Annotated in this window: 27 protein-coding genes and 2 tRNA genes; 25 read left to right on the top strand and 4 right to left on the bottom strand. The window is 29.5% G+C overall.

Going from position 1 to position 25,320, the window contains the following annotated elements:
• The first annotated feature begins 16 nt into the window (after positions 1–16).
• Positions 17–424: a DUF6146 family protein gene (locus tag BA195_RS05050; RefSeq protein WP_068703079.1), complete on the top strand. Its 408-nt coding sequence runs from the start codon at positions 17–19 to the stop codon at positions 422–424.
• Between the two features lie 54 nt (positions 425–478).
• On the top strand, positions 479–2,224 hold the full coding sequence (gene sppA / locus BA195_RS05045) for a signal peptide peptidase SppA (RefSeq protein WP_068703077.1): 1,746 nt from the start codon (positions 479–481) through the stop codon (positions 2,222–2,224).
• A gap of 60 nt (positions 2,225–2,284) precedes the next feature.
• On the opposite strand, the gene metK is transcribed toward sppA, so the two are convergent.
• Positions 2,285–3,541 (bottom strand): methionine adenosyltransferase, encoded by a 1,257-nt coding sequence (metK, locus tag BA195_RS05040; RefSeq protein ID WP_068703075.1) that lies wholly within the window; start codon positions 3,539–3,541, stop codon positions 2,285–2,287.
• A gap of 315 nt (positions 3,542–3,856) precedes the next feature.
• Between metK and trxA the strand changes: the two genes are divergently transcribed.
• From trxA to BA195_RS05000, 8 genes are all read left to right on the top strand, one after another.
• Positions 3,857–4,174: a thioredoxin gene (gene trxA / locus BA195_RS05035; protein WP_068703073.1), complete on the top strand. Its 318-nt coding sequence runs from the start codon at positions 3,857–3,859 to the stop codon at positions 4,172–4,174.
• 68 nt (positions 4,175–4,242) lie between these two features.
• Complete coding sequence (locus BA195_RS05030; RefSeq protein WP_068703950.1) at positions 4,243–5,163, top strand: DUF58 domain-containing protein; 921 nt, start codon at positions 4,243–4,245, stop codon at positions 5,161–5,163.
• A gap of 54 nt (positions 5,164–5,217) precedes the next feature.
• Positions 5,218–5,291: transfer RNA gene (locus BA195_RS05025), tRNA-Asp, on the top strand.
• Between the two features lie 39 nt (positions 5,292–5,330).
• Positions 5,331–5,404 (top strand) — tRNA-Asp (locus tag BA195_RS05020).
• 211 nt (positions 5,405–5,615) lie between these two features.
• Entirely contained in the window at positions 5,616–6,818 is a 1,203-nt protein-coding gene (locus BA195_RS05015; protein WP_068703068.1) for a site-specific integrase, read from the top strand.
• A gap of 100 nt (positions 6,819–6,918) precedes the next feature.
• Positions 6,919–9,489, top strand: coding sequence for a DEAD/DEAH box helicase family protein (locus BA195_RS05010; RefSeq protein WP_068703066.1), 2,571 nt, complete (start codon positions 6,919–6,921; stop codon positions 9,487–9,489).
• A gap of 381 nt (positions 9,490–9,870) precedes the next feature.
• Entirely contained in the window at positions 9,871–10,743 is an 873-nt protein-coding gene (locus BA195_RS05005; protein WP_068703064.1) for an AAA family ATPase, read from the top strand.
• A complete protein-coding gene (locus tag BA195_RS05000) occupies positions 10,718–11,725 on the top strand; it encodes a DUF3871 family protein (protein ID WP_068703062.1) in 1,008 nt (335 codons plus the stop codon). Before BA195_RS05005 ends, BA195_RS05000 begins: the two co-directional genes overlap by 26 nt.
• A 12-nt stretch (positions 11,726–11,737) precedes the next feature.
• Here the strand turns inward: BA195_RS05000 and gapS4b are convergent, their stop codons facing one another.
• Both gapS4b and gapS4a read right to left on the bottom strand, forming a co-directional pair.
• Positions 11,738–12,862, bottom strand: a complete 1,125-nt coding sequence (gene gapS4b / locus BA195_RS04995) for a GapS4b family protein (RefSeq protein ID WP_068703054.1) — start codon at positions 12,860–12,862, stop codon at positions 11,738–11,740.
• Between the two features lie 2 nt (positions 12,863–12,864).
• Positions 12,865–13,809: a GapS4a family protein gene (gene gapS4a, locus BA195_RS04990; RefSeq protein ID WP_068703052.1), complete on the bottom strand. Its 945-nt coding sequence runs from the start codon at positions 13,807–13,809 to the stop codon at positions 12,865–12,867.
• A 262-nt stretch (positions 13,810–14,071) separates the two neighbouring features.
• On the opposite strand from gapS4a, the gene BA195_RS04985 reads away from it, so the two are divergent.
• Positions 14,072–14,437, top strand: a complete 366-nt coding sequence (locus BA195_RS04985; protein ID WP_068703050.1) for a hypothetical protein — start codon at positions 14,072–14,074, stop codon at positions 14,435–14,437.
• Between the two features lie 94 nt (positions 14,438–14,531).
• Entirely contained in the window at positions 14,532–14,966 is a 435-nt protein-coding gene (locus tag BA195_RS04980; RefSeq protein ID WP_068703948.1) for a JAB domain-containing protein, read from the top strand.
• A gap of 245 nt (positions 14,967–15,211) precedes the next feature.
• Here BA195_RS04980 and BA195_RS04975 read toward each other — a convergent pair whose 3' ends face one another.
• Positions 15,212–15,469, bottom strand: a complete 258-nt coding sequence (locus tag BA195_RS04975) for a helix-turn-helix domain-containing protein (protein WP_068703048.1) — start codon at positions 15,467–15,469, stop codon at positions 15,212–15,214.
• An 82-nt stretch (positions 15,470–15,551) separates the two neighbouring features.
• Here BA195_RS04975 and BA195_RS04970 point away from each other — a divergent pair, with 82 nt between their 5' ends.
• The 13 genes from BA195_RS04970 to BA195_RS04910 all read left to right on the top strand — a co-directional run bounded on the left by BA195_RS04970 (position 15,552) and on the right by BA195_RS04910 (position 25,285).
• Positions 15,552–15,812, top strand: coding sequence for a hypothetical protein (locus BA195_RS04970; protein WP_068703044.1), 261 nt, complete (start codon positions 15,552–15,554; stop codon positions 15,810–15,812).
• A 3-nt stretch (positions 15,813–15,815) separates the two neighbouring features.
• Entirely contained in the window at positions 15,816–16,235 is a 420-nt protein-coding gene (locus BA195_RS04965) for a hypothetical protein (protein ID WP_141677649.1), read from the top strand.
• Positions 16,232–16,459 (top strand): hypothetical protein, encoded by a 228-nt coding sequence (locus tag BA195_RS04960; protein WP_068703041.1) that lies wholly within the window; start codon positions 16,232–16,234, stop codon positions 16,457–16,459. The genes BA195_RS04965 and BA195_RS04960 overlap by 4 nt, the downstream gene beginning before the upstream one ends.
• Before the next feature lie 38 nt (positions 16,460–16,497).
• A complete protein-coding gene (locus BA195_RS04955) occupies positions 16,498–16,908 on the top strand; it encodes a lipocalin family protein (RefSeq protein WP_141677648.1) in 411 nt (136 codons plus the stop codon).
• Between the two features lie 407 nt (positions 16,909–17,315).
• On the top strand, positions 17,316–18,143 hold the full coding sequence (locus BA195_RS04950; protein WP_068703039.1) for a prephenate dehydratase: 828 nt from the start codon (positions 17,316–17,318) through the stop codon (positions 18,141–18,143).
• Entirely contained in the window at positions 18,140–19,282 is a 1,143-nt protein-coding gene (locus BA195_RS04945; RefSeq protein WP_068703026.1) for a pyridoxal phosphate-dependent aminotransferase, read from the top strand. The genes BA195_RS04950 and BA195_RS04945 overlap by 4 nt, the downstream gene beginning before the upstream one ends.
• A 49-nt stretch (positions 19,283–19,331) precedes the next feature.
• The gene (locus BA195_RS04940) at positions 19,332–20,180 is read left to right on the top strand and encodes a prephenate dehydrogenase (protein ID WP_068703025.1); all 849 of its coding nucleotides are present in this window, start codon (positions 19,332–19,334) and stop codon (positions 20,178–20,180) included.
• 104 nt (positions 20,181–20,284) lie between these two features.
• On the top strand, positions 20,285–21,367 hold the full coding sequence (locus tag BA195_RS04935; protein WP_068703023.1) for a bifunctional 3-deoxy-7-phosphoheptulonate synthase/chorismate mutase type II: 1,083 nt from the start codon (positions 20,285–20,287) through the stop codon (positions 21,365–21,367).
• A 420-nt stretch (positions 21,368–21,787) separates the two neighbouring features.
• On the top strand, positions 21,788–22,747 hold the full coding sequence (gene rsgA, locus BA195_RS04930) for a ribosome small subunit-dependent GTPase A (RefSeq protein ID WP_068703020.1): 960 nt from the start codon (positions 21,788–21,790) through the stop codon (positions 22,745–22,747).
• A gap of 6 nt (positions 22,748–22,753) precedes the next feature.
• A complete protein-coding gene (dtd, locus tag BA195_RS04925; RefSeq protein WP_068703018.1) occupies positions 22,754–23,206 on the top strand; it encodes a D-aminoacyl-tRNA deacylase in 453 nt (150 codons plus the stop codon).
• Positions 23,207–23,213: 7 nt separating this feature from the next.
• The gene (locus BA195_RS04920) at positions 23,214–23,861 is read left to right on the top strand and encodes a TatD family hydrolase (RefSeq protein WP_068703017.1); all 648 of its coding nucleotides are present in this window, start codon (positions 23,214–23,216) and stop codon (positions 23,859–23,861) included.
• Positions 23,858–24,571: a tRNA threonylcarbamoyladenosine dehydratase gene (locus tag BA195_RS04915; protein WP_068703015.1), complete on the top strand. Its 714-nt coding sequence runs from the start codon at positions 23,858–23,860 to the stop codon at positions 24,569–24,571. Before BA195_RS04920 ends, BA195_RS04915 begins: the two co-directional genes overlap by 4 nt.
• 69 nt (positions 24,572–24,640) lie before the next feature.
• Positions 24,641–25,285 carry a YceI family protein gene (locus BA195_RS04910; RefSeq protein WP_068703013.1) on the top strand — a complete coding sequence of 215 codons (645 nt, stop codon included), beginning with the start codon at positions 24,641–24,643 and terminating at the stop codon, positions 25,283–25,285.
• Positions 25,286–25,320: the final 35 nt, after the last annotated feature.

Genomic DNA, 25,320 nt, shown 5'->3' with positions numbered 1-25,320 from the left:
ATCGAATTTATAGATTATGAAAACCTTAAAGTATTTATCGGCTATAACCATTTTAATCATCATCTTTTACGCTTGCGGATCTTCATCTCTAAAAAATAAAACTACCGTAAAAGAAGAACCTGTTGTGATTAAAAACGATAGTTTAGAATATGAAATTATCATTTTTGATGTTGGTTTTAACAATTATTTAAACACCATTGCAAAACCGCCAGGATTTCATTCTCAATTTTATTTAGAAAACAAAAATCGTATATATGTTGTTGAATGGAACACTAGAGTTGACAATCCTATTAATTTTGACAGTAATATTTACGAAAATAGAATTGATTACGACCTAAACATTAATTATGGTTATGATGTAAACTACAAGCTTTTTAATTATTTTGAATTTGCACAACGCAAATATCGAATGACCTTACGTTAAAATAGTAAGCTACATGTAAAAATGTATCTTTGCTAAAAAATTTAACAACAACACATGAAGTTTTTACGAAACCTATTAGCCTCGATACTTGGCTTTTTTATAGCCACTTTTTTAATCTTTTTATTTTTTATAGCCATCGCCTCTATCATTGGAGCTGAAGAAGAAATTACGGTAAAACCAAATTCTGTTTTAGAATTAGATTTATCAGCAACTATAAAAGATTACGCTCCAAAAGATGACAATCCGTTAGCAGAAATTTTAGAGTTAACCGACGAGAAACTAGCTTTAAACAAAATAATAAACGCTATCGAAAATGCTAAAACAGATAGCAATATTAAAGGAGTCAGTATTAAAACAACATTAGTAAACGCTGGTATAGCACAAACGCAAGCTATTAGAAATAAAATTGAAGAATTTAAAGAAAGCGGCAAATTTGTATATGCCTATAATGATGTCTATTCTCAAAAAAACTATTATTTAAGTTCAGTTGCCGATAGTTTATTCTTAAATCCTGTTGGCGCAATTGATTTTAAAGGTTTAGCTACCGAAATATTATATTATAAAGATTTTGAAGATAAATACGGAGTTAAAATGGAAGTAATTCGTCACGGAAAATACAAAAGTGCCGTTGAACCATATTTAACAAATAAAATGAGTGATGCCAATAGAGAACAAACCACATCACTTTTAAAATCTATCTGGTCAGAAATTACAGATGACATTAGTAAGAGTAGAAATATAACTACCGAACAATTAAATTTAATTGCTGATAATGCTAATGGTAGAAATGCAGTAATGGCTAAAAACCATAAATTAATTGATGCGATTATTTATGAAGATGAATATGACGAAAAACTAGCTTTAAATGCTGATAAAAAAACAAACACTATTTCTTTAGCTGATTACATCAACTCTGGAAAAGGAAGAATTTCTGCTACTGCAAAAAACAAAATTGCTGTAATTTATGCACAAGGTGAAATAATGTATGCTGAAGGAAATGAAGATATTATTGGTCAAGGAATTATAAATAAAGCATTACGCAAAGCTAGAAAAGACAAAAATGTAAAAGCAATTGTTTTACGTGTTAATTCACCAGGAGGTAGTGCTTTAGCCTCTGAATTAATTTGGCGTGAATTAGAATTAACGAAAAAAGAAAAACCTTTAGTTGTTTCTATGGGTAACGTAGCCGCTTCTGGTGGTTATTATATTGCTTGTAATGCTGACAAAATACTTGCTGAACCTACTACAATCACTGGTTCTATTGGTGTTTTTGGAGCTATACCAAACTTTAACAAACTCGCGGATAACATAGGTATCAATGCTGAACAAGTATCAACAAACAACAACCCTAACTATAGTGTTTTTGAACCTATGGATAAAAAATTCTATGACGTAACTAAAGAAGGTGTTGAACAAATTTACACGACTTTTGTAAACCGTGTTGCCGTTGGTCGTAATATGACTTTTGAACAAGTAAATGAAATTGCACAAGGTAGAGTTTGGACAGGTAAAGAAGCTCTTAAAAATGGATTGGTAGACAAATTAGGAAACTTAAATGATGCAATTACAGTTGCTGCTGAACTAGCACAAATTGAAGCTTACAAAGTGCGTAACTACCCTAACTATAAAAAAGATTTAAAAGAAGCTTTTAGTTTTTCTCCTTTTACTAAAGCATCTAAAGAGGATATTTTAAAAGAGGCTTTAGGTAACGAAAATTACCAAATGTATAATAACATTAACCAAATGAAAAAACTAAAAGGAATTCAAGCAAGAATGCCATATATCCTTCAAATAAAATAGACTTAATAAAAAAGCCTTGACATTGTCAAGGCTTTTTTATTATCATAAGTTTTGGGTTATTTACAATCCAAAACTTTCTTTTATCTTATCAACATAATCTAACTTTTCCCAAGTAAATGTTTCTACTTCTTGAGAAACAGTTTCTCCCATTGGATTAGAAAAAGTAACTGTTTTCTTTTCAGATTTTCTTCCCATATGCCCATAAGCAGCAGTTTCAGAATAAATTGGCGTTCTTAACTTTAAACGTTGCTCAATAAAATATGGACGCATATCAAAAATAGTTTCTACTATTTTACTAATCTCTCCATCGGTCATATCAACATTCGATGTTCCGTAAGTTTCTACATTTATACTTGTTGGTTTTGCAACACCAATTGCGTATGAAACCTGTACTAAAACTTCTTTACACAAACCTGCTGCTACTAAGTTTTTAGCAATATGACGAGTTGCATAGGCTCCAGAACGATCTACTTTAGAAGGATCTTTTCCTGAAAATGCTCCACCTCCATGAGCTCCTTTTCCTCCATAAGTATCTACAATAATCTTACGCCCTGTTAAACCAGTATCTCCGTGAGGCCCTCCGATTACAAAAACTCCAGTTGGGTTAATATGATACGTAATACTATCAGTAAATAATTTTTGAATATGTACTGGTAATTTAGCAACTACTCTCGGAATTAATATTTCTACAATATCCTTTTTTATCTTAGCTAGCATCACATCATCAGACTCATCAAAATCATCATGCTGTGTAGAGATTACAATTGCATCAATTCTTTGCGGCACATTATCATCAGAATATTCAATAGTTACTTGCGATTTAGCATCTGGTCGTAAATAAGTAATATCCTTATTTTCTCTACGTAGTGCTGCTAATTCAATTAACAATCGATGTGATAACTCTAATGCTAATGGCATGTAGTTTTCAGTTTCATCGGTTGCGTAACCGAACATCATTCCTTGATCTCCCGCTCCTTGATCTTCAGGATTTGCTCTTACAACTCCTTGATTAATATCAGGTGATTGTTCATGAATTGCCGAAAAAACACCACAAGAACTACCATCAAACATGTACTCACTTTTGGTATATCCTATTTTGTTAATTACATCTCTTGCAATTTTTTGAACATCTAAATATGTTTTAGACTTCACTTCTCCTGCCAACACAACCTGTCCTGTTGTTACTAATGTTTCACAAGCAACTTTAGATTCTTTATCAAAGGCTAAAAAATTATCAATTAAAGCATCTGAAATTTGATCAGCTATTTTATCTGGATGTCCTTCAGAAACACTTTCTGAAGTAAATAAATATGACATAAAATTTTATTTAAAAATTAATTAAAAGAAAAACTTGAATTGCTTGGTCGCGTAAAGAAGTAGATTATTACTGCTTTAGCATTTTATTTATGAACTCAATGTTCAAAGAGGTTGCAATCAGTCAAATTTTTCCTCAAAATATTATGCTGCAAAGTTATCAATAATTTTACACACAGAAAAACAAACTAGCAAAGAAATAGAAAGTATTGATACTCTGATAATAAAAAGTAATTTTACTAAAATTGTATTGGTAAAATATTTGATTACTTTTGTAGTGTACAAATAAGATAGTAACCTAATTTAAAATATAACAAAATGGCATTAGAAATTACAGATGCAAACTTCGAGGAAGTAGTATTAAAATCAGACAAACCAGTATTAGTTGATTTTTGGGCAGCTTGGTGTGGACCTTGTAGAATGGTTGGACCAATTGTTGATGAAATTCACACTGAATATGAAGGGAAAGCTGTTGTTGGTAAAGTAGATGTAGACAACAATCAAGAATTTGCGGCTAAATACGGTGTAAGAAACATACCTACTGTTTTAGTGTTTAAAAACGGAGAAGTTGTAGACAAGCAAGTTGGTGCTGCTCCTAAAAAAGCATATACTGATAAAATTGACGCTGCTTTATAAGCTATTTAATTACAATATATCATTAAAAAGGTTTGGCTATCGCTAAACCTTTTTTTATTTTCGAGCATATGATTGATTTAAACAATACTTCTTCAGAAATTAAAAACCTCGAGTTACTAGCTAAACAAGTGGTTGAAGGGTTTATTACAGGAATGCATAAAAGCCCATTTCATGGTTTTTCTGTCGAATTTTCAGAGCACAAACTCTATAATAAAGGAGAAAGCACACGTCATATAGATTGGAAGTTATTTGCTAAAACAGAAAAACTATACACTAAAAAATATGAAGAGGAAACAAATCTACGTTGTCATTTAATTATTGACAACTCAGCCTCAATGCATTACCCTATTATTAAAAATCAATCAATACATCGTTTAAATAAAATTGGCTTCTCTGCGGTAGCTGCAGCTTCTTTAATAGAAATTCTAAAAAAACAGCGCGATGCGGTAGGTTTAAGTATCTATTCTGACACTTATGAATATTACGCTCCTGAAAAAGGAAGCGAGCGTCACCGTAAGATGTTATTAAATCAATTAGAAAACTTACTTACATCAAATTCTAAAGCAACAACAGAAACACATCAATACCTACATGAAATAGCAGAAAAAATTCACCGCCGTTCATTAATTTTTTTATTTACAGACATGTTTCAAACAACAAAAAACGAAGAAGAACTGTTTGATGCCCTCAAACATTTAAAATTTAACAAACATGAGGTAATTTTATTTCATACTTATGATAAAAAAACAGAATTTTCATTTGATTTTGATAATAGCCCTAAAAAATTTGTAGATATTGAAACTGGTGAAAAAATAAATTTACATCCAGAAAACATCCAAGAAAAATATACCGAATTAAGCCAGTCATTTTTCAACAACTTAAAAAACAAATGCTTACAATACAAGATAGACTACATACCTGTTAATATTACTGAAGGTTATGAGAAAATACTTACCGCTTACCTTATTCAAAGACAAAAAAAAATCTAATTAATTCTTTTTTATTTAAAAAAAGGTTCTATATTTGCACCCGCTTAGAGCAACGGTCTGGTAGTTCAGCTGGTTAGAATACCTGCCTGTCACGCAGGGGGTCGCGGGTTCGAGTCCCGTCCAGACCGCAAATTTATCTAAGTAAATATATTATTGCTACAAGCAACGGTCTGGTAGTTCAGCTGGTTAGAATACCTGCCTGTCACGCAGGGGGTCGCGGGTTCGAGTCCCGTCCAGACCGCAAAAAGCTTCTCTTTTCAAGAGGAGCTTTTTTAGTTTACAGTAATTACAAGGGATTCACTACTACTCTACTCTTTCAAAACCTTATAAAAACAACTACAAAGGAGTACTTTTAGGTGTACATAGCTAAAAAAGCTAGGTGTATCAAAAGTGTACCATTGGGTGTACCACTCTTATTTTCAGGTGTACCATTACTAATTACACACAACACAATGAATAACAATAGATTAATTATTCTATTCTTCTTACAAAAGAATAGAACTAACAAACAAAATAAGTGTCCAATTAGATGCAGAATAACTTACTATAAAAAACGAAAAGAATTCTCAACTGGTTTTTTTATAAATCCAGAATATTGGAATAGTAAAGAACAATTAGCTAAACCACCTGATAAAGACAATACTTTTATAAACACCCAACTAAGTCTGATTAAACAACAAATTAATCAGGCTTTCTTGTTTTTACAGGTAAATGAAAAAGAGTTTGATGTTGAAGATATTTATTTACAATACAGGGGTAAAAGCATAAAATCTGAAAAAACATTTCTTGAGGTATTTGACTATCACAATTCAAAAATTAAAAAGATGATTAGTATTAGCTATGTAGAATCAACTTACAAGAAATTTGAAGAATGTAAAAAGCTAATAAAAAGATTTATTAAACATAAATACAAGAAAAATGATTTAGTACTCAAAAATATAAAACTCATATTTTTAGAAGATTTAGATTATTATTTAAAAACCGAAAGAAAACAAAGTCAAAGTACAATAAACAAACACATACAGAGAACCCGCAAGATTATCAAATTAGCCTTTCTAGAGGGATATATTGACAAAGACCCATTTGTGTTTTACAAAGCCAAGAAAACCTATAAAAAGCTAATTTTCTTAACTGATAAAGAATTAAAATTATTAGAAACTCATCAGTTAAAACAAAAGAAACTATCAGTTGTAAAAGACTTATTCATTTTTTGTTGTTATACAGGATTAGCTTATGTAGATATGTCAAAATTAAATATTAAACACATTCAAATTGGATTTGATGGCAATGAATGGATTGAGATGGAGAGAAAAAAAACAAAATCTAAAGTTTCAGTTCCATTATTACCCAAAGCAAAAGAAATCTTATTAAAATACAATAATGATTTACCTGATATATCTAATCAAAGATTTAATTCTTATTTAAAAGAAATCGCAGATATAGTAGGACTAAATAAAAACCTTACTCATCATATAGCTAGAAAAACATTTGCTTCTACTGTATTGCTTTATAATGGTGTTCCTATGGAAATTGTATCTGAATTACTAGGGCATTCTAAAATCACAGTAACACAAGAGCACTACGCTAAAGTAGTTAAGAAAAAGATTAGTGATGAAGTTTTTATGCTTCAGGCTAAACTAAAAGATAATTCTTAATAGTAAATTAAATAATTAGAATATTCAAGAAGATGAACTTAGGTTCATCTTTTTGTTTTTTAGAAAAGTGTTATTTTAGGGTTTATAAATAAAATTAGCTATGAATACTGAATTTAAGGACTACCCTATTGAGTATAAAGAAGTAAACCCTGATGACTTTATTTGTGAAACTGATATAGTTGGTTCTAGGACTAATAATAGTACACTTAAGATTGAACCTAATGGACAGAAAATAATTATACCACCTGATGAAAATGGTTATATAAATAATTCTCTTCAAGCTCAAATAACCATAGATTACAAAAATACAGTAATTGTAAATGCAGCTGTAGGTCAAGGTAAATCTTATGGAATTATAAAAACTATAAAAAGATACTACGAAGATACATCTAGACAAAAATATTTAATAATTGTAGCATCACCTTTTGTTAGCTTAGTTAAGCAGTATGTAAATGATATTCATGTAGATGGTGGAATACCTAAAGAGAAAATATTTGATTATAATAACCTGGGAAGAACATCAAATATAGATTATTTAAATAAGTTCGTGCATGTAGTTACAGCAAATACATTATTAGGTAACCCAGGAGAAGATGGCTTTAAGAACTCCGAAATTAAAAGAGAATACTTAAGTTTATTATCTAAGTATTGTGAAAAAAACAGCATAAAGGTTGTTTTTATATATGATGAAATACATGATTCACATCATAACTTTAGGCAAGAATATATTTTTAATCTATGGAAATGGCAAAAGGTTATCCACAAGAATTTCATAATAAGTGCCACCTTTAATGAAGCTTCAAAAGTTGTAGTTGAATATTTAGCAGAACTCACTGACAGAAAAATTAAAATAATAGAATCTAAAAGAACAAGGTTTTCAAGAAAACAAAGTGCTCTTTACCTACATTATAGTGATGATTATAATTTTACTACTGAGACAAAAGAAATAAAGAATACAATTTTTAGGCTATTAGAGAGAAAGAAAGATATTGATGTACTGTGTTATTCAAAATCACTTTCAAAGGATATAATAAACCCAAGAGAAGATATAGGTAAGGAATTACGTAAGATGTATGGAAATGATGGGATTAAAGATTGCACCTCTCAATTAGCTTCAAATAGTAGAGAGGAAAATATAGAGCAACAAAATCAATTTGATAACTCAATGTGTAATGTTGGTACTAATTTCAAGACAGGAGTAAGTATAAAGAAACACAATCATGCGTTGGTGATTATTATGCCATCTAGAAGTACAAGGCTACATTTTAAAAATCAATACGGAATATTTTCTGGTGGAATTAATTCAGTGATACAAGCCTTAGCAAGACAGAGATATATGAAGCCTGAAGAAGAAACACAAGAGAAAAACCAAATTCATATTATTTTATCTAGACCCAACCAATTTGATTATACTTCACTTCAGTATACTTTGATGAATCAAGCACAAAAGCTTCAATTTTCAAAACTCTATTCAAGAGTACATGATGTAAATGAACAAGAAGAATGTGTAAAATATTTTAAGTTTGGTATACAAAATAGGTTATTATATCAATTTTATTCAGTTGAATTACAAGGCTACTTATCTAATGAAATTGATATAGTTGGTACTAGGAACAGAAGAGGATTACCAGCTTTAAATTTTCCAGAATTCAAAACTTTTGTATTAGAAAAAGGAGAAGATTATTTAGCAAATACTTATCCAATCTTCGGGAGAGATATTAGTGGCTATATAACCTATGCTGCTATTACAAATCAATTTATAAATTGTAAACTAGAAAAGGTATTTGCAAGTAAAATGCTATGGTTTAGTGAAACTAACATAGAAGAAGAACTTACTAGATTTTACAGCAATCATGCTATTGAATATAAACTTAGACTTCATTTAGACTACGGAAATTTTAGCGCATACTATTACGAGCTAAGAGATTATGTATTTAATGTGTGCAAAGTATCCTATAAAAGAAAAAGGTTAAATCAAGAACAGGAAACTTATCAAAGGAGTAAAGAAGCACTTAAAGCATTTGAAATACAACTCATTTCTAGAGCTAAGAAATGGTTCTTTGGAGCTGAGCACACAGAAGATTATTCAAGAGCAGATTATCTCTTAGATAATATAAAAACAGCTTCTGAGATAGAGACTCCTACTGCTGAAGATGAAGTACAACAAAAAAGAATAACCCTATTTAAAGCTATAGGACATTTTAGGAATAAACTACTTGTAAATATTAAGAAGTATGATAGTAAGGGGAAACAATACTACTACTTAAGAACTGATAATAAGTTCGGATTAGATTCAATAGATTTAGATGTATTAACTCAATTAGAAGGATTATTAACATATGATGATTTTTTAAACAATGATATTTTTATATTTAGAAGAAGCTTAGAGAATAAAACTCCAAGACAAAAGATAAACTCCCTGTATAAGCTTTTGAAAAAGGACTTTGTAGTGTTAGGAAAAAGAAAAGAGCATTATGTAAGTGGTGAAAGGGTGCTTGTTAAAGAAGTAATTTCTATTAAAATAATGAATCACAATTCCATCAACTTTCTAAACCCTAGTATCAATTGGGAGCAAATAAAGCAGGAGAGAATAGATTACTTAGGTCAAGAAGAATATGATAGATTATATTCAGAATTAGCTCTTGATGATATAGATACTTCTGGTTTTTAAACAATCCACACTTTTATGTATTTGTATAGTATATAAAAAACAATAAAGTGGAGTTTTACTGTTTGAATAAAGTAAGACTCCTTTTTAATCCTAGTACCCACCAATTAAATCAAAACTTTATAGATTTAAAAGAGGAATTAGTTGTGAGGTATAAAAGTTACCTCCCCTCTCTTAAAAACACACCCCACCTCAAAATACTTTAGTATTTCAAGATTTTCTCTCCTAGAAATCTTGTTAGGCAAAGGTAGTGAAAAAAATTTAGAATTAGGTCTTTCAAATGTTAAAAAAACACTAATTAAGTGATTTATTTTCAAGTAATTAGATGCGTTTTTAAATTTAAGATTATACACATAGATATTAACTAATTTAAACAATAAAATTATGCAATTAAAACAAAGTAAAAGAACAAATGTAAAACTCAGATTAGGAATATCTGGAGCAAGTGGATTTGGTAAAACTCACTCTGCTTTACTATTAGCTTATGGTATGACAAAAGATTGGAATAAGATAGCTGTAATTGATACAGAAAACTCATCAGCTAGTTTGTATTCAGATTTAGGAAGTTTTAATGTAGTAGACTTACAAGCTCCTTATTCACCAGAAAGATATATTGAAGCTATAGAATTATGTGAAAAGTCCAATATGTCAGTAGTTATCATTGATTCTATGAGTCATGAATGGAATGGTACGGGAGGATGCTTGCAGATACACGAAAAATTAGGTGGCAGGTGGCAGGATTGGGCAGTTGTAACACCTAGACATCAGAACTTTATAAACAAAATATTACAATCATCTTGCCATATTATAACTACTACTAGAAGAAAAGTAGATTACTCTTTAGATTCAGTAGGTAATGGTAAAACTAAAGTTGTAAAACATGGAACTAAAGAAATTACAAGAGAAGGTTTTGAATATGAATTGACTGTAAATTTTGAATTAGTTAATGATAGGCATTTAGTTAAAGCAAGTAAGGATAGAACAGGTTTGTTTATGAATAAACCAGAGTTTGTAATTACAGATAAAATAGGTGAGAGATTATTGAAATGGTGTAATACCATGCCTCTTACAGTTAAAGAAATGATGCATAAAATTAATAACTCTTTATCAGTATCAGAATTAACTGAACTTTATAATGATAATCCAAAATACCAACAGTCTTTACAATCTCAGTTTAAGAGTAAAAAAGAACAATTAGAAAAATTAAGTAACCAACAAAACTTTAGTACAAATGGAATTACAACTCATACCAACTAGAAAAAATACAGATATTCAAAAAACTACTAACATAATAGAGTATAATGATATTGTAAGTAGTGAAAATAATTCTCCTTTTATAGAGGCTAACACAAAGAGTGTTAGTCTTTCTCATTTAAAGGAGAAATGTATTATTCCTGTATTCTCAAAAGACAATGAAAGAACTATTAGCCATCATGAGTTTATTGAAGTAGTGCAAGATGCTGTAAGAAAAGTTTTTCCTCATCATATTATTTCAAAAGCTGAAATCAGAGTTTCTCATCAAATAAAAGGAAGAGTACCTTCTGCAATAAATAAATCTGTTAATGAGCTCTTAGAACATGAGAAAACAACCTATTATGAAAGAATGGCTTTTATAATAAGGATACCAAGTATTACTGATACTATTAATGGTAATAAAATATCTTTAACATTAGGAGGAGTTAGAGCCTATAACCAAGAGAATTTATATAGTAAAAAGACTATTGAGAAATTCAAATTTTTTGTGGGCTTTCAAAATTTAGTCTGTTGTAATTTGTGTGTAAGTTCAGATGGTTTTATAGATGAAATGCGGGTGGGTTCTTATACTGAACTAGGAAATAAGGTAACTACAGTTTTACAGCAATATCAAGCTGAACAGCACTTACAAGAAATGAAAAATCTTACTCAGTATCAATTAACAGAACATCAATTTGCTCAACTTATTGGTAGGATGAGGTTATATCAGTACTTACCTAAAGAACAAAAGGCTATCATACCTGATTTCTTATTAAATGATGGGCAAATTTCTACCATTGCAAAAGATTTCTACCAAGATGAAAGGTTTTGTAAAAGCAATGATAGTACAATTAATTTATGGAATGTATATAACTTATTTACTTCTGCTAATAAGAGTAGTTATATAGATACTTTCTTAAATAGAAACTCAAATGTTTTTGAATTTACTCAAGGTTTAGCTAAAGCACTCAATGGTAATGGAGATTATCATTGGTTTTTGAGTTGATAGAAGCCCAACCTATTTAGTTAGGGAGGGCTTTATCTTAAGTAAATTATAACTATTTATTTTTTTTATTTCAAGATGCTCTAATAACTTCTTTCTTATTAAGTTTTCAAGTTTCTTTTTTCTATTCTCTTTATCTAGCTTGAAATTAATAGATACTTGAAGTTCAGAGTCTTCATTTTTATTTCTCATATAATCTGGAAAAGAAAGTATTATTATAGCTTCTCCTTTTACATCATCAGAATAATTAAGTTTATACTTTAATTTAACAGATGAGAAAATAAGATTCGGATGATACTCTTCTTTAGATAATAGAATATGGTTTTCCAAACCTTTACCATTTAATTTTAAATTTACAATCTCATCAAGAAATTTTTTAATATCAATATGACTTTTTTTATCAGAATCCCTATATAAATCTATATCAGTTATTGATTTGAAATCTAAAAATAAAGAGAGATTTTCCATGAAAGAATTAAAAAACTTAATCCTTGACTCATTATCAAAGTCTTTAAATTTTATAGAAATAAAATCATCTTGAGGATTAATAATTGAATTATAATTCAACAATCTCTTTGTTTCATTAATTATAATATTATTTACCTCAAAGGTTTCCCTAGATGTAGAGTTCTGTTGAACTGAAATTTGAACATTACCATCAGAGGTTTTTCTTAGCATTACAGAACCATTATGGTATGTTTTGTTATCTGTCCAATCATTTAGAACATTTTCTCTTTCAATTCTATACTCTACCATAACAGTATTTTTATCTGGAATGGTAAAATTAGGTGCTCCTATTACTTTATAACCTGGGTTGTAAGTGTGTATTTTACTTATCTTAGAGTTTAAATCTAGTTCAGATGAAAAAACTTCGGATAAATCAAAATCCTTACTACACTTTATAGAAGATGTTCGATATTTTAAACTCTCTTCTTTGCTTTTTTGCGCACTATACAATTCCTCAAAATCATCTGGACTAATTATACTCTTCATTAGCATTGGGATTGAGTCATTTTTTTTGCTTCTCCCTATAAAAACCCCCTTCTCTCTTAATAAATTATTAATCTTTGAACTTGATATTTCTGATTTGATAAGTAATTGCCTTACTTTATCTCCTTGTGGTAAAAAATCTTTTTTCATTTTTAATTTCTAAAGTCTGATGGGAATTTTTCTACAAATAGATTTTCATTGAATTTGTAATTTTCAAATTTTGAAAGCTTTTCTTTCACTAAGTTCCCATCAATTGATGAATTATAGTTTTTAAATTTAAAAATGGTTTCATCTACAGCATTTAATAAGTCAAAAGACTTTGTAAAGTTTAACACTTGAGCAAAACTTTTTTCATCAAAGTCATCATTAATAAATACTTTTAATATGATTTGATTATTATCTTTTATTCTCAATGGGATTATATCAGAGTATAAATAATCTAAAGGGAAAGTTTTCCCATAAGATTTCTCTTGAATTAACTCTGTATTTATACCAGAATTATGGTAAACAAAATCTACATTCTCATGCTTATATTTGTCTTTTGTCTTAAAAATGCTTTCATAAAAAAAATTTATCTTTTGATTATCAACTAATATGATTTTATCAAAATTTAAGTCACTATCTATTATAGCATTTTTCAAAAAAGGAGATAAATCATAATTTAAAGGACTTGCATCAGACAACCAGACTAAAACACCAGTTATAGTGGTTTTACTAACATTGATATACTCCTTATCTATTTTACTTTTTTTTTCACTAAAACGGAAACACTCAATACCATAAGCTAAATCTTTGATATACTTTTTAAACTCTGTCTTTAATGTTGATTTACTACTAGGGTATTCTTTACCTGTATATTTTGAAGAAATGAGACCTATATCTAGTAAATAATCTTCAACAGGGCTTTTATAATTTATTAGACCATCCAATCCATGAGTGGTTCTTTCTTTTTTAGCTTCTACTCTTTTATGTTTTTTACCTTTTACACAGTTGATTGATGTATTCTCTTCTAATGAATTAAAATTTAAAATATCTTCAAATAAGAATTTAGAAATTTTTTCTCCTTTCTCACCTATTGATTTAGACCATTCTCCCATTTCTTTTTCTTTTTCTTTTTCGGGGTTAAGGCATTAAATATAGAATATAAAATTTTATATAAAAAATTTAAAGTAAACTTTTCTCACATGTAAGTCTCTCTATCCAAACTACCCCCACTTATTCTAGATTTTGAAATGCCCCTTGGTGTTTCTGTATAGAAAATATTCTTACTTCCTAGATTAAAAAACAAGATGATAGCTGTTTTTAAAGGAGAAGATATTTTCTAGAATCAACTTATTTATCAACTCAAAAAAATAAATTATGGTACAAATTGTAGGTTACAGAGGGTGTAACAAAGATGATGGTTCTGAATTCTACTTGTTAGAGTTACAGGGAGGTATAGAAATGGTAATTAGTAAAACAACAGGACAGTTCTATGCTACAGCTAAAAAAGCTGTAATAACATCAACTTTTGATGAGGTTACTTGTAAGGCTCTTATTGGAACTCAAATGAAAGGAAGTATTGTTAAGCAGGAAGTAGCTCCTTATGAATATGTAATTAAAGAAACAGGAGAAGAAATTATTTTAACTCATAGATGGGTTTATACACCAGATGAAGCTCCTAATGTAGAGAAGTTATTTCAAACTAATGTTGATGCTTTTTCTCCTAATGGAGTAAATCAATAATTAAGCAGAAGCTGTATAACTTAATTCTGTCCAAGTTTTGTGTTTATTATAATAAGTGATTACGAAAGTTGGACAGAATTTAATTTTTAAAGAAATGAATGTAGCAGAAATAAAAGTTTCTTATTCAACTAATGATAGAAGAAAAGTTAAAATTACAGATAGTAAAGATGCTTATAAGTTAGTTCTAGATAACTGGAATCAAGACCTTATAGAATTACAGGAAGAAGTGAAAGTCATTTTGCTAAACAGAGCTAATGTGGTACTAGGTATATATAATCTATCTAAGGGAGGTACAACAAGCTGTATAGTGGATATAAAGTTAATTATAAGTGTAGCATTGAAATGCGTTGCTCACAGTATTATTTTATGTCATAATCACCCAAGTGGAAACTTAAAACCAAGTACATCAGATAAGAGTATTACTATTAAATTAAAGTCAGCATGTATGTATATGGATTTGAACTTATTAGACCATCTAATTATAACTAAGACAGACTACTTTAGCTTTGCAGATGAAGGAATTTTATAATTATACTACTTGTAGTGTCTGCAATTTGTATACTATTGGTATTATTTTTTAGTCTAGTACCAACAAGGATGAGTGTATAAACAAGTTATAAAGGCACATGAGCTACAGGAATAAAAAAACCTAGATAATTAATTATAGCTTTTTTATAATAGAAAGAGCATTACAAGAGGTAGTTTTAGTGTATTACATTAGATAATAGCTTTTATCCTATAGTTCTATTGTGATTTGGATATAATAGCTAAAACTTATTCTTCCTCTTCAAATGACACATTTACTAAATCAGATAATGGAACTTCTAAAGCTTCACTAATTCTATATAAAGTAAAAAGAGTGGGGTTAGTTCTTCCAGATTCAATCCTAGAAATATTTGTAGTGTCAAATCTACCAAGCATTTTACTAGCTAAATCAACTTGTGATAAACCTTTAGACTCTCTAATGGTTTGTACACTCTTACCCACTTCTTTTTGAATTGAAATCTGTAATTGTTTTAAATCTTGAATCATTTGTTACTTGTCTTATTTGACAAGTCAATAAAAGATTTATATTTGTTTAACATAATGCCATTTATGGCAACATCTAATATTTATGAGTGTATTAAATTTTTTCATACTAAGAGTATTAGTAGCTATTGTAGTTTATACTATACTAATCTCTTACATTGGTAAAAAAGAAGAAAAAGAAAAAGCATTAAAAAAAGAACTAGGAGGGTTGTTTTCCGAAACAGAAAACAAAGAAGTTTCTTGGGGATTTAGAATTTTCCAAGAGTTAATAGGGTTTGTATTTGTTTTAATGATAGTTTCAATGTTTATGTATGTACTAACTTTTTTGTGGAGGTTAATATTTTAGAATATGATAACAAATTATATCAAGTATAAACTGATGAGTTCTTTTGATGTAAGCAGTATTGAATTAACTTACTTAACTACTTTTAGTAACGGAATTAAATACTGTAAAAGCAATAGGCTTCATGAGTTATATCTCCCCAATAAGATTATCTCTGTAGAAACTTATTTAAGTTTTTATAAAGATGAGTTATTAGCAATAGTATTTAATGCTAGTGAGCAAAATCTTAATTACCTAGTTGAGTTTATAAACTCTTTTGCTAATAATGAAGATGAATTTTTATTTGAAGATGTATTAGGAGGTAATTCAGATTTGTTTTGTATTCAAGATGATGTAGCTATTTCTATTAATAATAGAGAAAATGATACAATAGATTTTAAAATAGCAGTGCCTATAAGTAAAAGAAAAAACAATGTGTTTGTATGAAGTTAAAAGAACTACCCTTTAAAATAGGTATGCAATATGAAAATTGGGAGTTTGATTTAGAATTAGTAAGCACAAAAAAAAGTTATGAAGTTTATAAATACATTAAAGAAGATATAGAAGAAATAAATGAGGAACTAATAGAGCAGATTCATTTGTATTTTGAATTAGACATCTTATTTAAAGTGGAAATCAAAACTCACTATAATCTATTTACTCTATTATGAGAGTAAATTTAAAACAGTAACAATTAAAAATAGATAATATGAAGAAAACAATTTTACTTTTAATGAGTATTTTATTATTATACTCTTGTGGAGAAAATAATGATGATATACAGTCAGGCATCATTGGAAAATGGAATAAAACAAAAGAGACTAAAGAGTATCAAGATGGAAGTATTGATGAAATAAGTTTATCAGCTTGTGACTCCAAAGAAACATTAGAGTTAAAATCTAATAGTCAAGTAATACTGACTAAATATTCAGGTACTAACTGTGATGATTTAAAAATCTTGGAGGGAAACTATTCTTATGATGAATCAAACAATGAATTAACCCTACCAGGAAATAACAAACAAATTGTAGAGGTTAATGGAAATAATATGAACTTTAAATTCACTGTAACAGGTATTGAAAGTTATATTAAGACTGTATATTTTGTTCGTGTAAATTAAGAAAAGGCACACATTTAGGCATACATCAAAAATGTAATCCTTTGTAAGCCTCAATAGCATTAACAAAAGTAAAAAAGTGGAGAGTCCCGTCCAGACCGCAAAAAGCTTCTCTTTTCAAGAGGAGCTTTTTTAGTTTTATATAATTCTACTGACGTTGTTCATAGACTTTAAAAATACGTTTATCGAAAGTTTTTTATATTTAAGTAAATTAAATTTGTTTTTGACAATTTAATTTCTAGATTTGTCGAGTACAATACAACAATTACAATGACATTACAAAACATTTGGCAAGGTTTCTATTTTTACTTTTATTTTTTTAATAAGAGCTGAGACTTTGTACCATATTGTTAAACAACAAATATAAATTATAAAGTCTCGATATATCGAGACTTTTTTTTTGGACTAAAATGAAACAAACTATTGCAATTCAAGGAGCAGAAGGATCTAATCACCACAAAGTGGCCCGTGATTTTTACGGATCTACAATTCAATTAAAAGAATGTATGTCTTTTGATTTTTTGGTAGACAGCTTACTTAACAAAACAGCTAACGTTGGTATTATGGCCTTAGAAAACACAATTGCCGGCTCTATAATTCCAAACTATGCGTTAATCGACAATAATAACTTACATATTGTAGGTGAAGAATATTTAAACATTCATCATCATTTAATGGCGCTTCCAAATCAAACAATTAAAGACATTAATGAAGTTTGTTCGCACCCAATGGCATTATTACAATGTAAAGAATTTTTAAAAAAACATCCACATATAAAATTAGTAGAGGATGTTGACACCGCAGAAGTAGCTAAAAGAATTGCCAAAAACAACTTAAAAGGCGTAGCTGCTATTGCTCCAAAAATTGCTGCAGATATTTTTGGTTTAAATGTTATTGAAGATGATATTCAAACCATGAAAGATAATGCTACGCGTTTTGTAATTATACAAACTAACCAACCTAATAATGGTATTAATCAAATAAACAAAGCCTCATTAAAATTTCAATTAGACCATAAAAGAGGAAGTTTAGCTACGATACTTAATGTTTTAAGCGACTGCAAAATGAACTTAACAAAAATACAATCGCTACCCGTTATTGAAGCTCCATGGAAATATTCATTTTTTGTAGATGTAACTTTTGATAATTACTCCGACTATGAAAAAGCAGTTACAATTATAAAAATAATGGCCTTAGAGTTAAAGATATTAGGAACCTACAAAAACGGAAGAAGATGATTCAACCAGCTAAAAGATTAAAAACCGTACAAGAATACTACTTCTCTAAAAAATTAAGAGAAGTAAGGGAATTAGCTGCTGCCGGTAAACCGATAATAAATATCGGAATTGGAAGCCCTGATTTACAACCTCCAACAAAAGTATTAACTGCCATTCAACAAAGTTTTAACGATGCTGTTGCTCACAAATATCAAAGCTATCAAGGATTACCTGAATTAAGGAATGCTATTGCAGAATTTTATAAACACAAATTTAAAGTTACTGCAAAACCTGAGGATGAAATACTTCCGTTAATGGGTAGTAAAGAAGGTGTAATGCATATTTCAATGGCTTTTTTAAATGAAGGTGATAAAGTTTTAATTCCAAATCCTGGCTACCCAACATACACTTCTGTAACAAAATTAGTAGGAGCTGAACCTGTTTTTTATAATTTAAGCGATACTAATAATTGGCAGCCAGATTTTGAGGAATTAGAAAAATTAGACTTAACCGATGTAAAAATCATGTGGGTAAATTATCCTCACATGCCAACAGGAACAAACGCAACGTTAAAAACGTTTGAAAAACTAATTGCATTCGGAAAAAAGCATCATATTTTAATTGTAAACGATAATCCGTATAGTTTTATTTTAAATAACAAACCTATTAGCATTTTACAAATAAATGGCGCTAAAGAAACAGCTTTAGAATTAAACTCCTTAAGTAAAACCTTTAACATGGCTGGCTGGAGAGTTGGAATGGTATTAGGAAGAGCTAATTTTATTGAGTCAATTTTAAAAGTAAAAAGCAATATGGATTCTGGAATGTTTTATGGCATTCAAAAAGGAGCTATCGAAGCCTTACATCTATCAGATGATTGGTTTTTAAATCAAAATAAAGTTTACGAAGAACGTAGAAATTTAGTATTTCAACTTGCTGATAAATTAAACTGCACTTACAATAAAAACTCAACAGGATTATTTGTTTGGGCAAAAATCCCCAGAGGAAAAACAGCTGAACAATTTGCTGATAAAATTTTATATCAGAAAGATATTTTTATTACTCCCGGTACTGTTTTTGGCTCTCAAGGAGAAGGCTATATTCGATTTTCATTATGTGTATCAGCAGAAACAATTAAAGCTGCTATTAATAGAATTTAAAACAGTATTCTGAATCTATTTTCAGAAACAACTCTAAAAAAACAAAAAAATGAACGTATTTGTAATCGGTGTTGGGTTAATTGGCGGAAGCATGGTTTTAGATATTCAAAGAGAATACCCTGAGGCTATCGTTTACGGAATTGACACTAACGAAGAGCATTTAAAAAAAGCGTTAGAAATTGGTGTAATTCAACAAAAAGCAACATTTAGTGATTTAAAAAAAGCAACTATTGTCATCATTTCTGTTCCTGTTGATATTCAGCTAGAAATACTTCCTAAAATATTAAACCTTGTTACTGAAGATTGTTTGGTTTTAGATGTTGGCTCTACAAAAGCTCAAGTCTGTGAAATTATTAAAAATCACCCAAAGCGAAGAAATTTTTTAGCTACACACCCTATTGCCGGAACCGAATTTTCAGGCCCAACAGCCGCGCATCAAAACCTGTTTCAACAAAAAACAAATATTATTTGCGAAGTAGAAAAAACAGCGTTTAAATTACAGGAAAAAGCCTTAGCAATATTTTCAAAATTAGGAATGCGTATTCGTTATATGGATGCAAAATCGCACGATAAGCACATTGCTTATGTATCACATTTATCACACATAAGTTCATTTATGTTAGGCAAAACAGTCATCAATAAAGAAAAAAACGAACGCGATATTTTTGATATGGCAGGCTCAGGGTTTGCCTCTACCGTTCGTTTAGCAAAAAGTTCGCCCGCCATGTGGACACCCATTTTTAAACAAAATAAAGAAAACGTAATTGAAACATTAGATGAATATATACACAACCTACAGCAATTTAAAAAATTGATGCTACAAGACGATTTCACTAAAATTTATGATGAAATGGAAAGTACAAATCACATAAAAAAAATATTAAACGGAATAAAATAAAACTAAAATAGCTGTAATTTTGAGTACTTTTTAAAACTGTAATTTTATTACTATCAAAAACTTAAAGAGCAACTTGCTAAGAAAACGGCACAAATAATTAAAAGATGGAAAACAAAAAAGAATTAAGAACATGGTTAAACGACATGAAACTAGCACATCCATTAGTAATTGCTGGGCCATGTAGTGCCGAAACCGAAGAACAAGTTTTAAAAATTGCACACGAATTAAAAGACACTGACACCAATTATTTTCGTGCCGGAATTTGGAAGCCAAGAACAAGACCAGGAAACTTTGAAGGTGTTGGTGCCTTAGGTTTAAAATGGTTACAAAAAGTTAAGGCAGAAACAGGTATGAAAACCTGTACCGAAGTTGCCAATGCTGCTCACGTAAAGTTAGCTTTAGAGCACGATATCGATTTATTATGGATTGGTGCCCGATCTACAGTATCGCCATTTATCATGCAAGAAATTGCTGATGCCTTACAAGGAACAGATAAAATTGTATTGGTAAAAAACCCTGTAAATCCCGATTTAGCCTTATGGTTAGGCGGAATTGAAAGATTATACACTGCCGGAATCAAAAACTTGGGTGCAATTCATAGAGGATTTTCTACTTACGAGAAATCAAAATACAGAAATATTCCTGAATGGCAATTAGCTATTGAGTTTCAAAATAAATTTCCCGACTTACCTTTAATCTGCGACCCATCACACATTACTGGTAATAGAGACATGATTTTTGATGTTTCACAAACCGCTTTAGATTTAAATTTTGATGGTTTAATGATTGAAACACATTTCGACCCTGATAACGCTTGGTCGGATGCTGCCCAACAAGTAACACCAAATACCTTGAAAAAAATTACCGAAGATCTTAAAATCAGAAAAGAAACCGAAACCGACTCTTCTTACAGAGAATCTTTAGATAATTTAAGAGCGCAAATAAATGTTGTCGATGATCAGCTTATCGACATGATGAGTAAAAGAATGAAAGTTGCTGACAAAATCGGACTTCTAAAAAAAGAGAAAAATGTAGCCGTTTTACAATCTAGGCGTTGGAATGAAATTTTAGGAAAAATGATTTTAGAAGGTGAAACAAGAGGTTTAAGTGAAGAGTTTGTACTAAAAATGTTTAAAGCAATTCACCAAGAATCTATCAATCATCAAGAAAAAATCATCAAAGGATAGTTTTAGGGCGTTACCACAAGGGTCAGGCTTTCGTTACTCGCTTTTTTTGTTTTTCAACAAACAAAAAAGAGCTCAAACAAACCACTCAATCCTTAACGCGTAACCCTTTTTACAAAGTGAATTTTTAACCAAATAAAGATCCTTTAGGTATAAAAAAACCAAAAGGATCTTTTTTATTTTATCGTTACATCGTTTTTTATAAACATTCGTTTGGATTCATAATCTAATATTAATGCGTCATTCTGAATTTATTTCAGAATCACATCCATATAATAAAACAATAAATTATAATGAGAACCTGAAACAAGATTAAAACATCGTAAAGTGAGTTATTATAAATTACGGAATCATTTTTTTTATAAAATTGAAAATCAATAGAAGTGACACTCATATTTTTTAAAAATTTCTCATCTTTGCAACATGACAGGAACGGTTTATAAATCTACAGGAAGTTGGTATTGGGTTAAGCATGAAGATGTTTTATACAAATGCCGAATTAAAGGAAAATTCCGTTTAAAAGGAATAAAAAGTACCAATCCAATTGCTGTTGGCGACAAGGTTGACTTTGATCTTGAAACCAAAAACAATGAAGAAACTGGTGTAATTACTGAAATTCATGAACGCGAAAATTTTATTGTTCGTAAATCTGTTAACTTATCGAAGCAAACACATATTATTGCTTCTAACATCGATCAGGTATTTTTGTTAATCACTATTAACAACCCACCTACTTTTACCACATTTATCGATCGTTTTTTAGTATCAACAAGAGCTTATCGAATTGATACTATTTTAGTATTTAATAAAATAGATGCATACGAATTAGAACAACGTGCCGAAATATTATATTTAAAAGACATTTATCAAGCTATTGGCTACACATGTATTGAAGTTTCTGCCAAAAAAAACACCAATATTGATGCCATTAAAAAAATGATGCTTAACAAAACATCTATGTTTGTAGGGCATTCTGGTGTTGGTAAAACCACGTTAGTGAATGCTATTGATGCCGATTTAAACTTAAAAACCAAAGAAATTTCCGATCAACACAATCAAGGAAAACACACCACTACATTTGCCGAAATGTTTGATTTAAATCTCGAAACCCCTAAAGATGCTCGAATTATAGACACACCAGGTATTAAAGGTTTTGGAGTGGTTGATATTGACAAAGAAGAATTAGGTGATTATTTTCCTGAGTTTTTTGCCCTAAAACAAGATTGTAAATTTAACAATTGTATTCACGTTAACGAACCAAAATGTGCTGTTAAAGATGCTTTAGAAGAAGATTTAGTTTCATGGTCGCGTTATAAAAGTTATTTGCAAATTTTAGAAGGAGAAGAAGAACATTACCGAACCGATGTTTGGGAAAAAGAATAAAAATAAATGAAGGCAGTTGTTCAAAGAGTCTCGGAAGCCAGTGTAACTATTGAGGGTAATAAAGTTGCAAACATAAACAACGGTTTATTAATTTTGGTTGGCATTACAAATGACGACACAAAAGAGGATATTGATTGGTTATCAAAAAAAATAAATAATCTTCGTATTTTTAATGATGGTGATAATGTGATGAATAATTCATTAATTGATAGCAAAGGTGATGCAATTATTGTAAGTCAATTTACACTACAAGCTACCACAAAAAAAGGCAATCGACCTAGTTATATAAAAGCTGCTAAACCTGATATTGCTATTCCGTTATACGAAGAATTTATTCATCAATTTGAAAAATATTTAGGCAAAAAAGTGCAAACAGGCGAGTTTGGCGCTGATATGAAAGTAGCTCTTTTAAACGACGGCCCAGTAACTATTATAATCGACACTAAAAATAAGGTGTAATTTTTTGATGGATTTTATCGATATTCATACACATCAAAATTCAAATAAAAATTCGGTTACAACAGTTGTAAATTGTTATCCTAACTCGGCCGATTTTAGCAATTTATTTTCTATCGGAATTCATCCTTGGTATATTGAAGAGAAAAATATTGCTACTGAAATTCACTTTGTAGAACAGCAATTACAACTTAAAAATTGTTTTGCTATCGGCGAGTGCGGTTTAGATAAATTATCTGAAACTAATTATAATCTTCAGTTATCTGTATTCAAAAAGCACATTTTTTTATCAGAAAGATATCAAAAACCATTAATTATACATTGTGTAAAATCATTTCAAGAAATTTTACATTTAAAAAAAATAATAAAACCTCAACAACCATGGATTATTCATGGTTTTAATAAAAATAGCCAAGTAGCTGCATCACTTTTAAAAAAAGGCTGTTATTTATCATTCGGAAAAGCTTTAATAACTTCAACCAAATTGCAAGAAGTATTTTTAAACATTTCATTAAACACTATTTTTTTAGAAACAGACGATGATGCTACAATTACCATAAAAGAGGTTTACAAAAAAGCAGCCACTACAAAAGGCATAGAAATAGAAAAACTACAAGAAAACATACATCGAAATTTTAATAAGTTATACACAAAATGAGTTGGTTAGAAAGAACAGAATTATTGGTTCAGAAAGAAGGAATTGAAAAACTTAAAAAAGCAAATATTTTAATTGTTGGGTTAGGTGGTGTTGGGTCGTTTGCTGCCGAATTTATAGCAAGATCAGGAGTTGGAAAAATGACAATTGTTGATGGTGATGCTTTTGATGAAACCAATAAAAACAGGCAATTACCAGCCTTAAATAGCACTATTGGAAAAGCAAAAACAGCCGTAATTGCCGATAGAATTAAAGATATTAACCCTGAAATTGAATTAACGGTTTTAACAGAGTTTTTATCGCCTGAAAGGGCTTTTGAAATTGTTAACAAAGAATACGATTACGTTATGGATTGTATTGATAGTATTACACCAAAAATAAATTTAATTGTGGCTGCTAAACGAAAAAAGGTGAAATTAATAAGCTCAATGGGGGCTGGCGGAAAGTTAGATGCAAGCAAAGTTGTTGTTAAAGATATTAGTAAAACCAAAAACTGTAAAATGGCACGTGCTTTAAAAAAACGATTAAAAGAGCGCAAGGTTAATAAAGGAATTACCGCAGTGTATTCAGAAGAAGTGCAAATTTCCGAAAGTTTACAACTTACAAACGGAGCAAATTTTAAAAAATCTTTTTACGGTACTATTAGTTATATGCCCGCAGCTTTTGGTTTACAAGCTAGCTCTTATGTTATTAACAAAATCTTAGCACAATAATAATCTCCAAGGAAACTATTTTTTAATTACATTTGTTCAAAATAAACTCAATTATTAAAATCAATCAAAATGAAAAAATCAATTTTAGCCATTGCTCTTATTGCAATTACTGCTGTTTCATGTAAAACAGAAAAAAATAAAGTTACTGCTAACGAAGAAGTTAAAGAGGTGAAAAAAGTAGAAAATATAATTAATTCTTATAAAGCAAATGTAGCTGAGTCTACCGTTACTTGGAAAGGAAACAAACCAACTGGTTCTCACAACGGAGTTGTAAGTATTACAACTGGTGTTTTTGACATTGAAAACGGTATTGTAAAAGCAGGAGAATTTGTTATTGACATGAACTCTATTTCTTGTACTGATCTAGAAGCTGGTAAAGGAAAAGAAGATTTAGAAGGACATTTAAAAAATGAAGACTTTTTTGATGTAACTAAATTCCCAACAGCGAAGTTTGTTGTTACAAGTTCTGAAATAAAAGAAGGTAAATTAAGTGTAACAGGTAACTTAACTCTTAGAGATACTACAAAAAGCATTACAATCCCTGCTACAGTTACAGAAAATGAAGGTGTAGCTACTTTTAAAAGTGATACTTTTAGTATTGATAGAACAGATTTTGGTGTAACTTATAAATCTAAGAAAATTGATGCTGCTTTAAAAGATAAATTCATTAACGATTTAATGGAAATTTCTTTTGATATTAAAGCTCAAAAATAATTTTTAACTTTTTATAAAAAAAGGGTTGACGATGT

This window comes from Tenacibaculum soleae (genome assembly GCF_001693415.1).
GTDB lineage: Bacteria > Bacteroidota > Bacteroidia > Flavobacteriales > Flavobacteriaceae > Polaribacter > Polaribacter soleae.
Note: the sequence above shows the minus strand (reverse complement) of the source record. Positions and strands in the feature narration are given on the sequence as shown.

Excerpts from the sequence above, each read along its gene's own strand:
- BA195_RS05050 (WP_068703079.1), top strand. The coding sequence starts at position 17 with ATGAAAACCTTAAAGTATTTATCGGCTATAACCATTTTAATCATCATC.
- sppA (WP_068703077.1), top strand. The coding sequence starts at position 479 with ATGAAGTTTTTACGAAACCTATTAGCCTCGATACTTGGCTTTTTTATA.
- metK (WP_068703075.1), bottom strand. The coding sequence starts at position 3,541 with ATGTCATATTTATTTACTTCAGAAAGTGTTTCTGAAGGACATCCAGAT.
- trxA (WP_068703073.1), top strand. The coding sequence starts at position 3,857 with ATGGCATTAGAAATTACAGATGCAAACTTCGAGGAAGTAGTATTAAAA.
- BA195_RS05030 (WP_068703950.1), top strand. The coding sequence starts at position 4,243 with ATGATTGATTTAAACAATACTTCTTCAGAAATTAAAAACCTCGAGTTA.
- BA195_RS05015 (WP_068703068.1), top strand. The coding sequence starts at position 5,616 with ATGAATAACAATAGATTAATTATTCTATTCTTCTTACAAAAGAATAGA.
- BA195_RS05010 (WP_068703066.1), top strand. The coding sequence starts at position 6,919 with ATGAATACTGAATTTAAGGACTACCCTATTGAGTATAAAGAAGTAAAC.
- BA195_RS05005 (WP_068703064.1), top strand. The coding sequence starts at position 9,871 with ATGCAATTAAAACAAAGTAAAAGAACAAATGTAAAACTCAGATTAGGA.
- BA195_RS05000 (WP_068703062.1), top strand. The coding sequence starts at position 10,718 with ATGGAATTACAACTCATACCAACTAGAAAAAATACAGATATTCAAAAA.
- gapS4b (WP_068703054.1), bottom strand. The coding sequence starts at position 12,862 with ATGAAAAAAGATTTTTTACCACAAGGAGATAAAGTAAGGCAATTACTT.
- gapS4a (WP_068703052.1), bottom strand. The coding sequence starts at position 13,809 with ATGGGAGAATGGTCTAAATCAATAGGTGAGAAAGGAGAAAAAATTTCT.
- BA195_RS04985 (WP_068703050.1), top strand. The coding sequence starts at position 14,072 with ATGGTACAAATTGTAGGTTACAGAGGGTGTAACAAAGATGATGGTTCT.
- BA195_RS04980 (WP_068703948.1), top strand. The coding sequence starts at position 14,532 with ATGAATGTAGCAGAAATAAAAGTTTCTTATTCAACTAATGATAGAAGA.
- BA195_RS04975 (WP_068703048.1), bottom strand. The coding sequence starts at position 15,469 with ATGATTCAAGATTTAAAACAATTACAGATTTCAATTCAAAAAGAAGTG.
- BA195_RS04970 (WP_068703044.1), top strand. The coding sequence starts at position 15,552 with ATGAGTGTATTAAATTTTTTCATACTAAGAGTATTAGTAGCTATTGTA.
- BA195_RS04965 (WP_141677649.1), top strand. The coding sequence starts at position 15,816 with ATGATAACAAATTATATCAAGTATAAACTGATGAGTTCTTTTGATGTA.
- BA195_RS04960 (WP_068703041.1), top strand. The coding sequence starts at position 16,232 with ATGAAGTTAAAAGAACTACCCTTTAAAATAGGTATGCAATATGAAAAT.
- BA195_RS04955 (WP_141677648.1), top strand. The coding sequence starts at position 16,498 with ATGAAGAAAACAATTTTACTTTTAATGAGTATTTTATTATTATACTCT.
- BA195_RS04950 (WP_068703039.1), top strand. The coding sequence starts at position 17,316 with ATGAAACAAACTATTGCAATTCAAGGAGCAGAAGGATCTAATCACCAC.
- BA195_RS04945 (WP_068703026.1), top strand. The coding sequence starts at position 18,140 with ATGATTCAACCAGCTAAAAGATTAAAAACCGTACAAGAATACTACTTC.
- BA195_RS04940 (WP_068703025.1), top strand. The coding sequence starts at position 19,332 with ATGAACGTATTTGTAATCGGTGTTGGGTTAATTGGCGGAAGCATGGTT.
- BA195_RS04935 (WP_068703023.1), top strand. The coding sequence starts at position 20,285 with ATGGAAAACAAAAAAGAATTAAGAACATGGTTAAACGACATGAAACTA.
- rsgA (WP_068703020.1), top strand. The coding sequence starts at position 21,788 with ATGACAGGAACGGTTTATAAATCTACAGGAAGTTGGTATTGGGTTAAG.
- dtd (WP_068703018.1), top strand. The coding sequence starts at position 22,754 with ATGAAGGCAGTTGTTCAAAGAGTCTCGGAAGCCAGTGTAACTATTGAG.
- BA195_RS04920 (WP_068703017.1), top strand. The coding sequence starts at position 23,214 with ATGGATTTTATCGATATTCATACACATCAAAATTCAAATAAAAATTCG.
- BA195_RS04915 (WP_068703015.1), top strand. The coding sequence starts at position 23,858 with ATGAGTTGGTTAGAAAGAACAGAATTATTGGTTCAGAAAGAAGGAATT.
- BA195_RS04910 (WP_068703013.1), top strand. The coding sequence starts at position 24,641 with ATGAAAAAATCAATTTTAGCCATTGCTCTTATTGCAATTACTGCTGTT.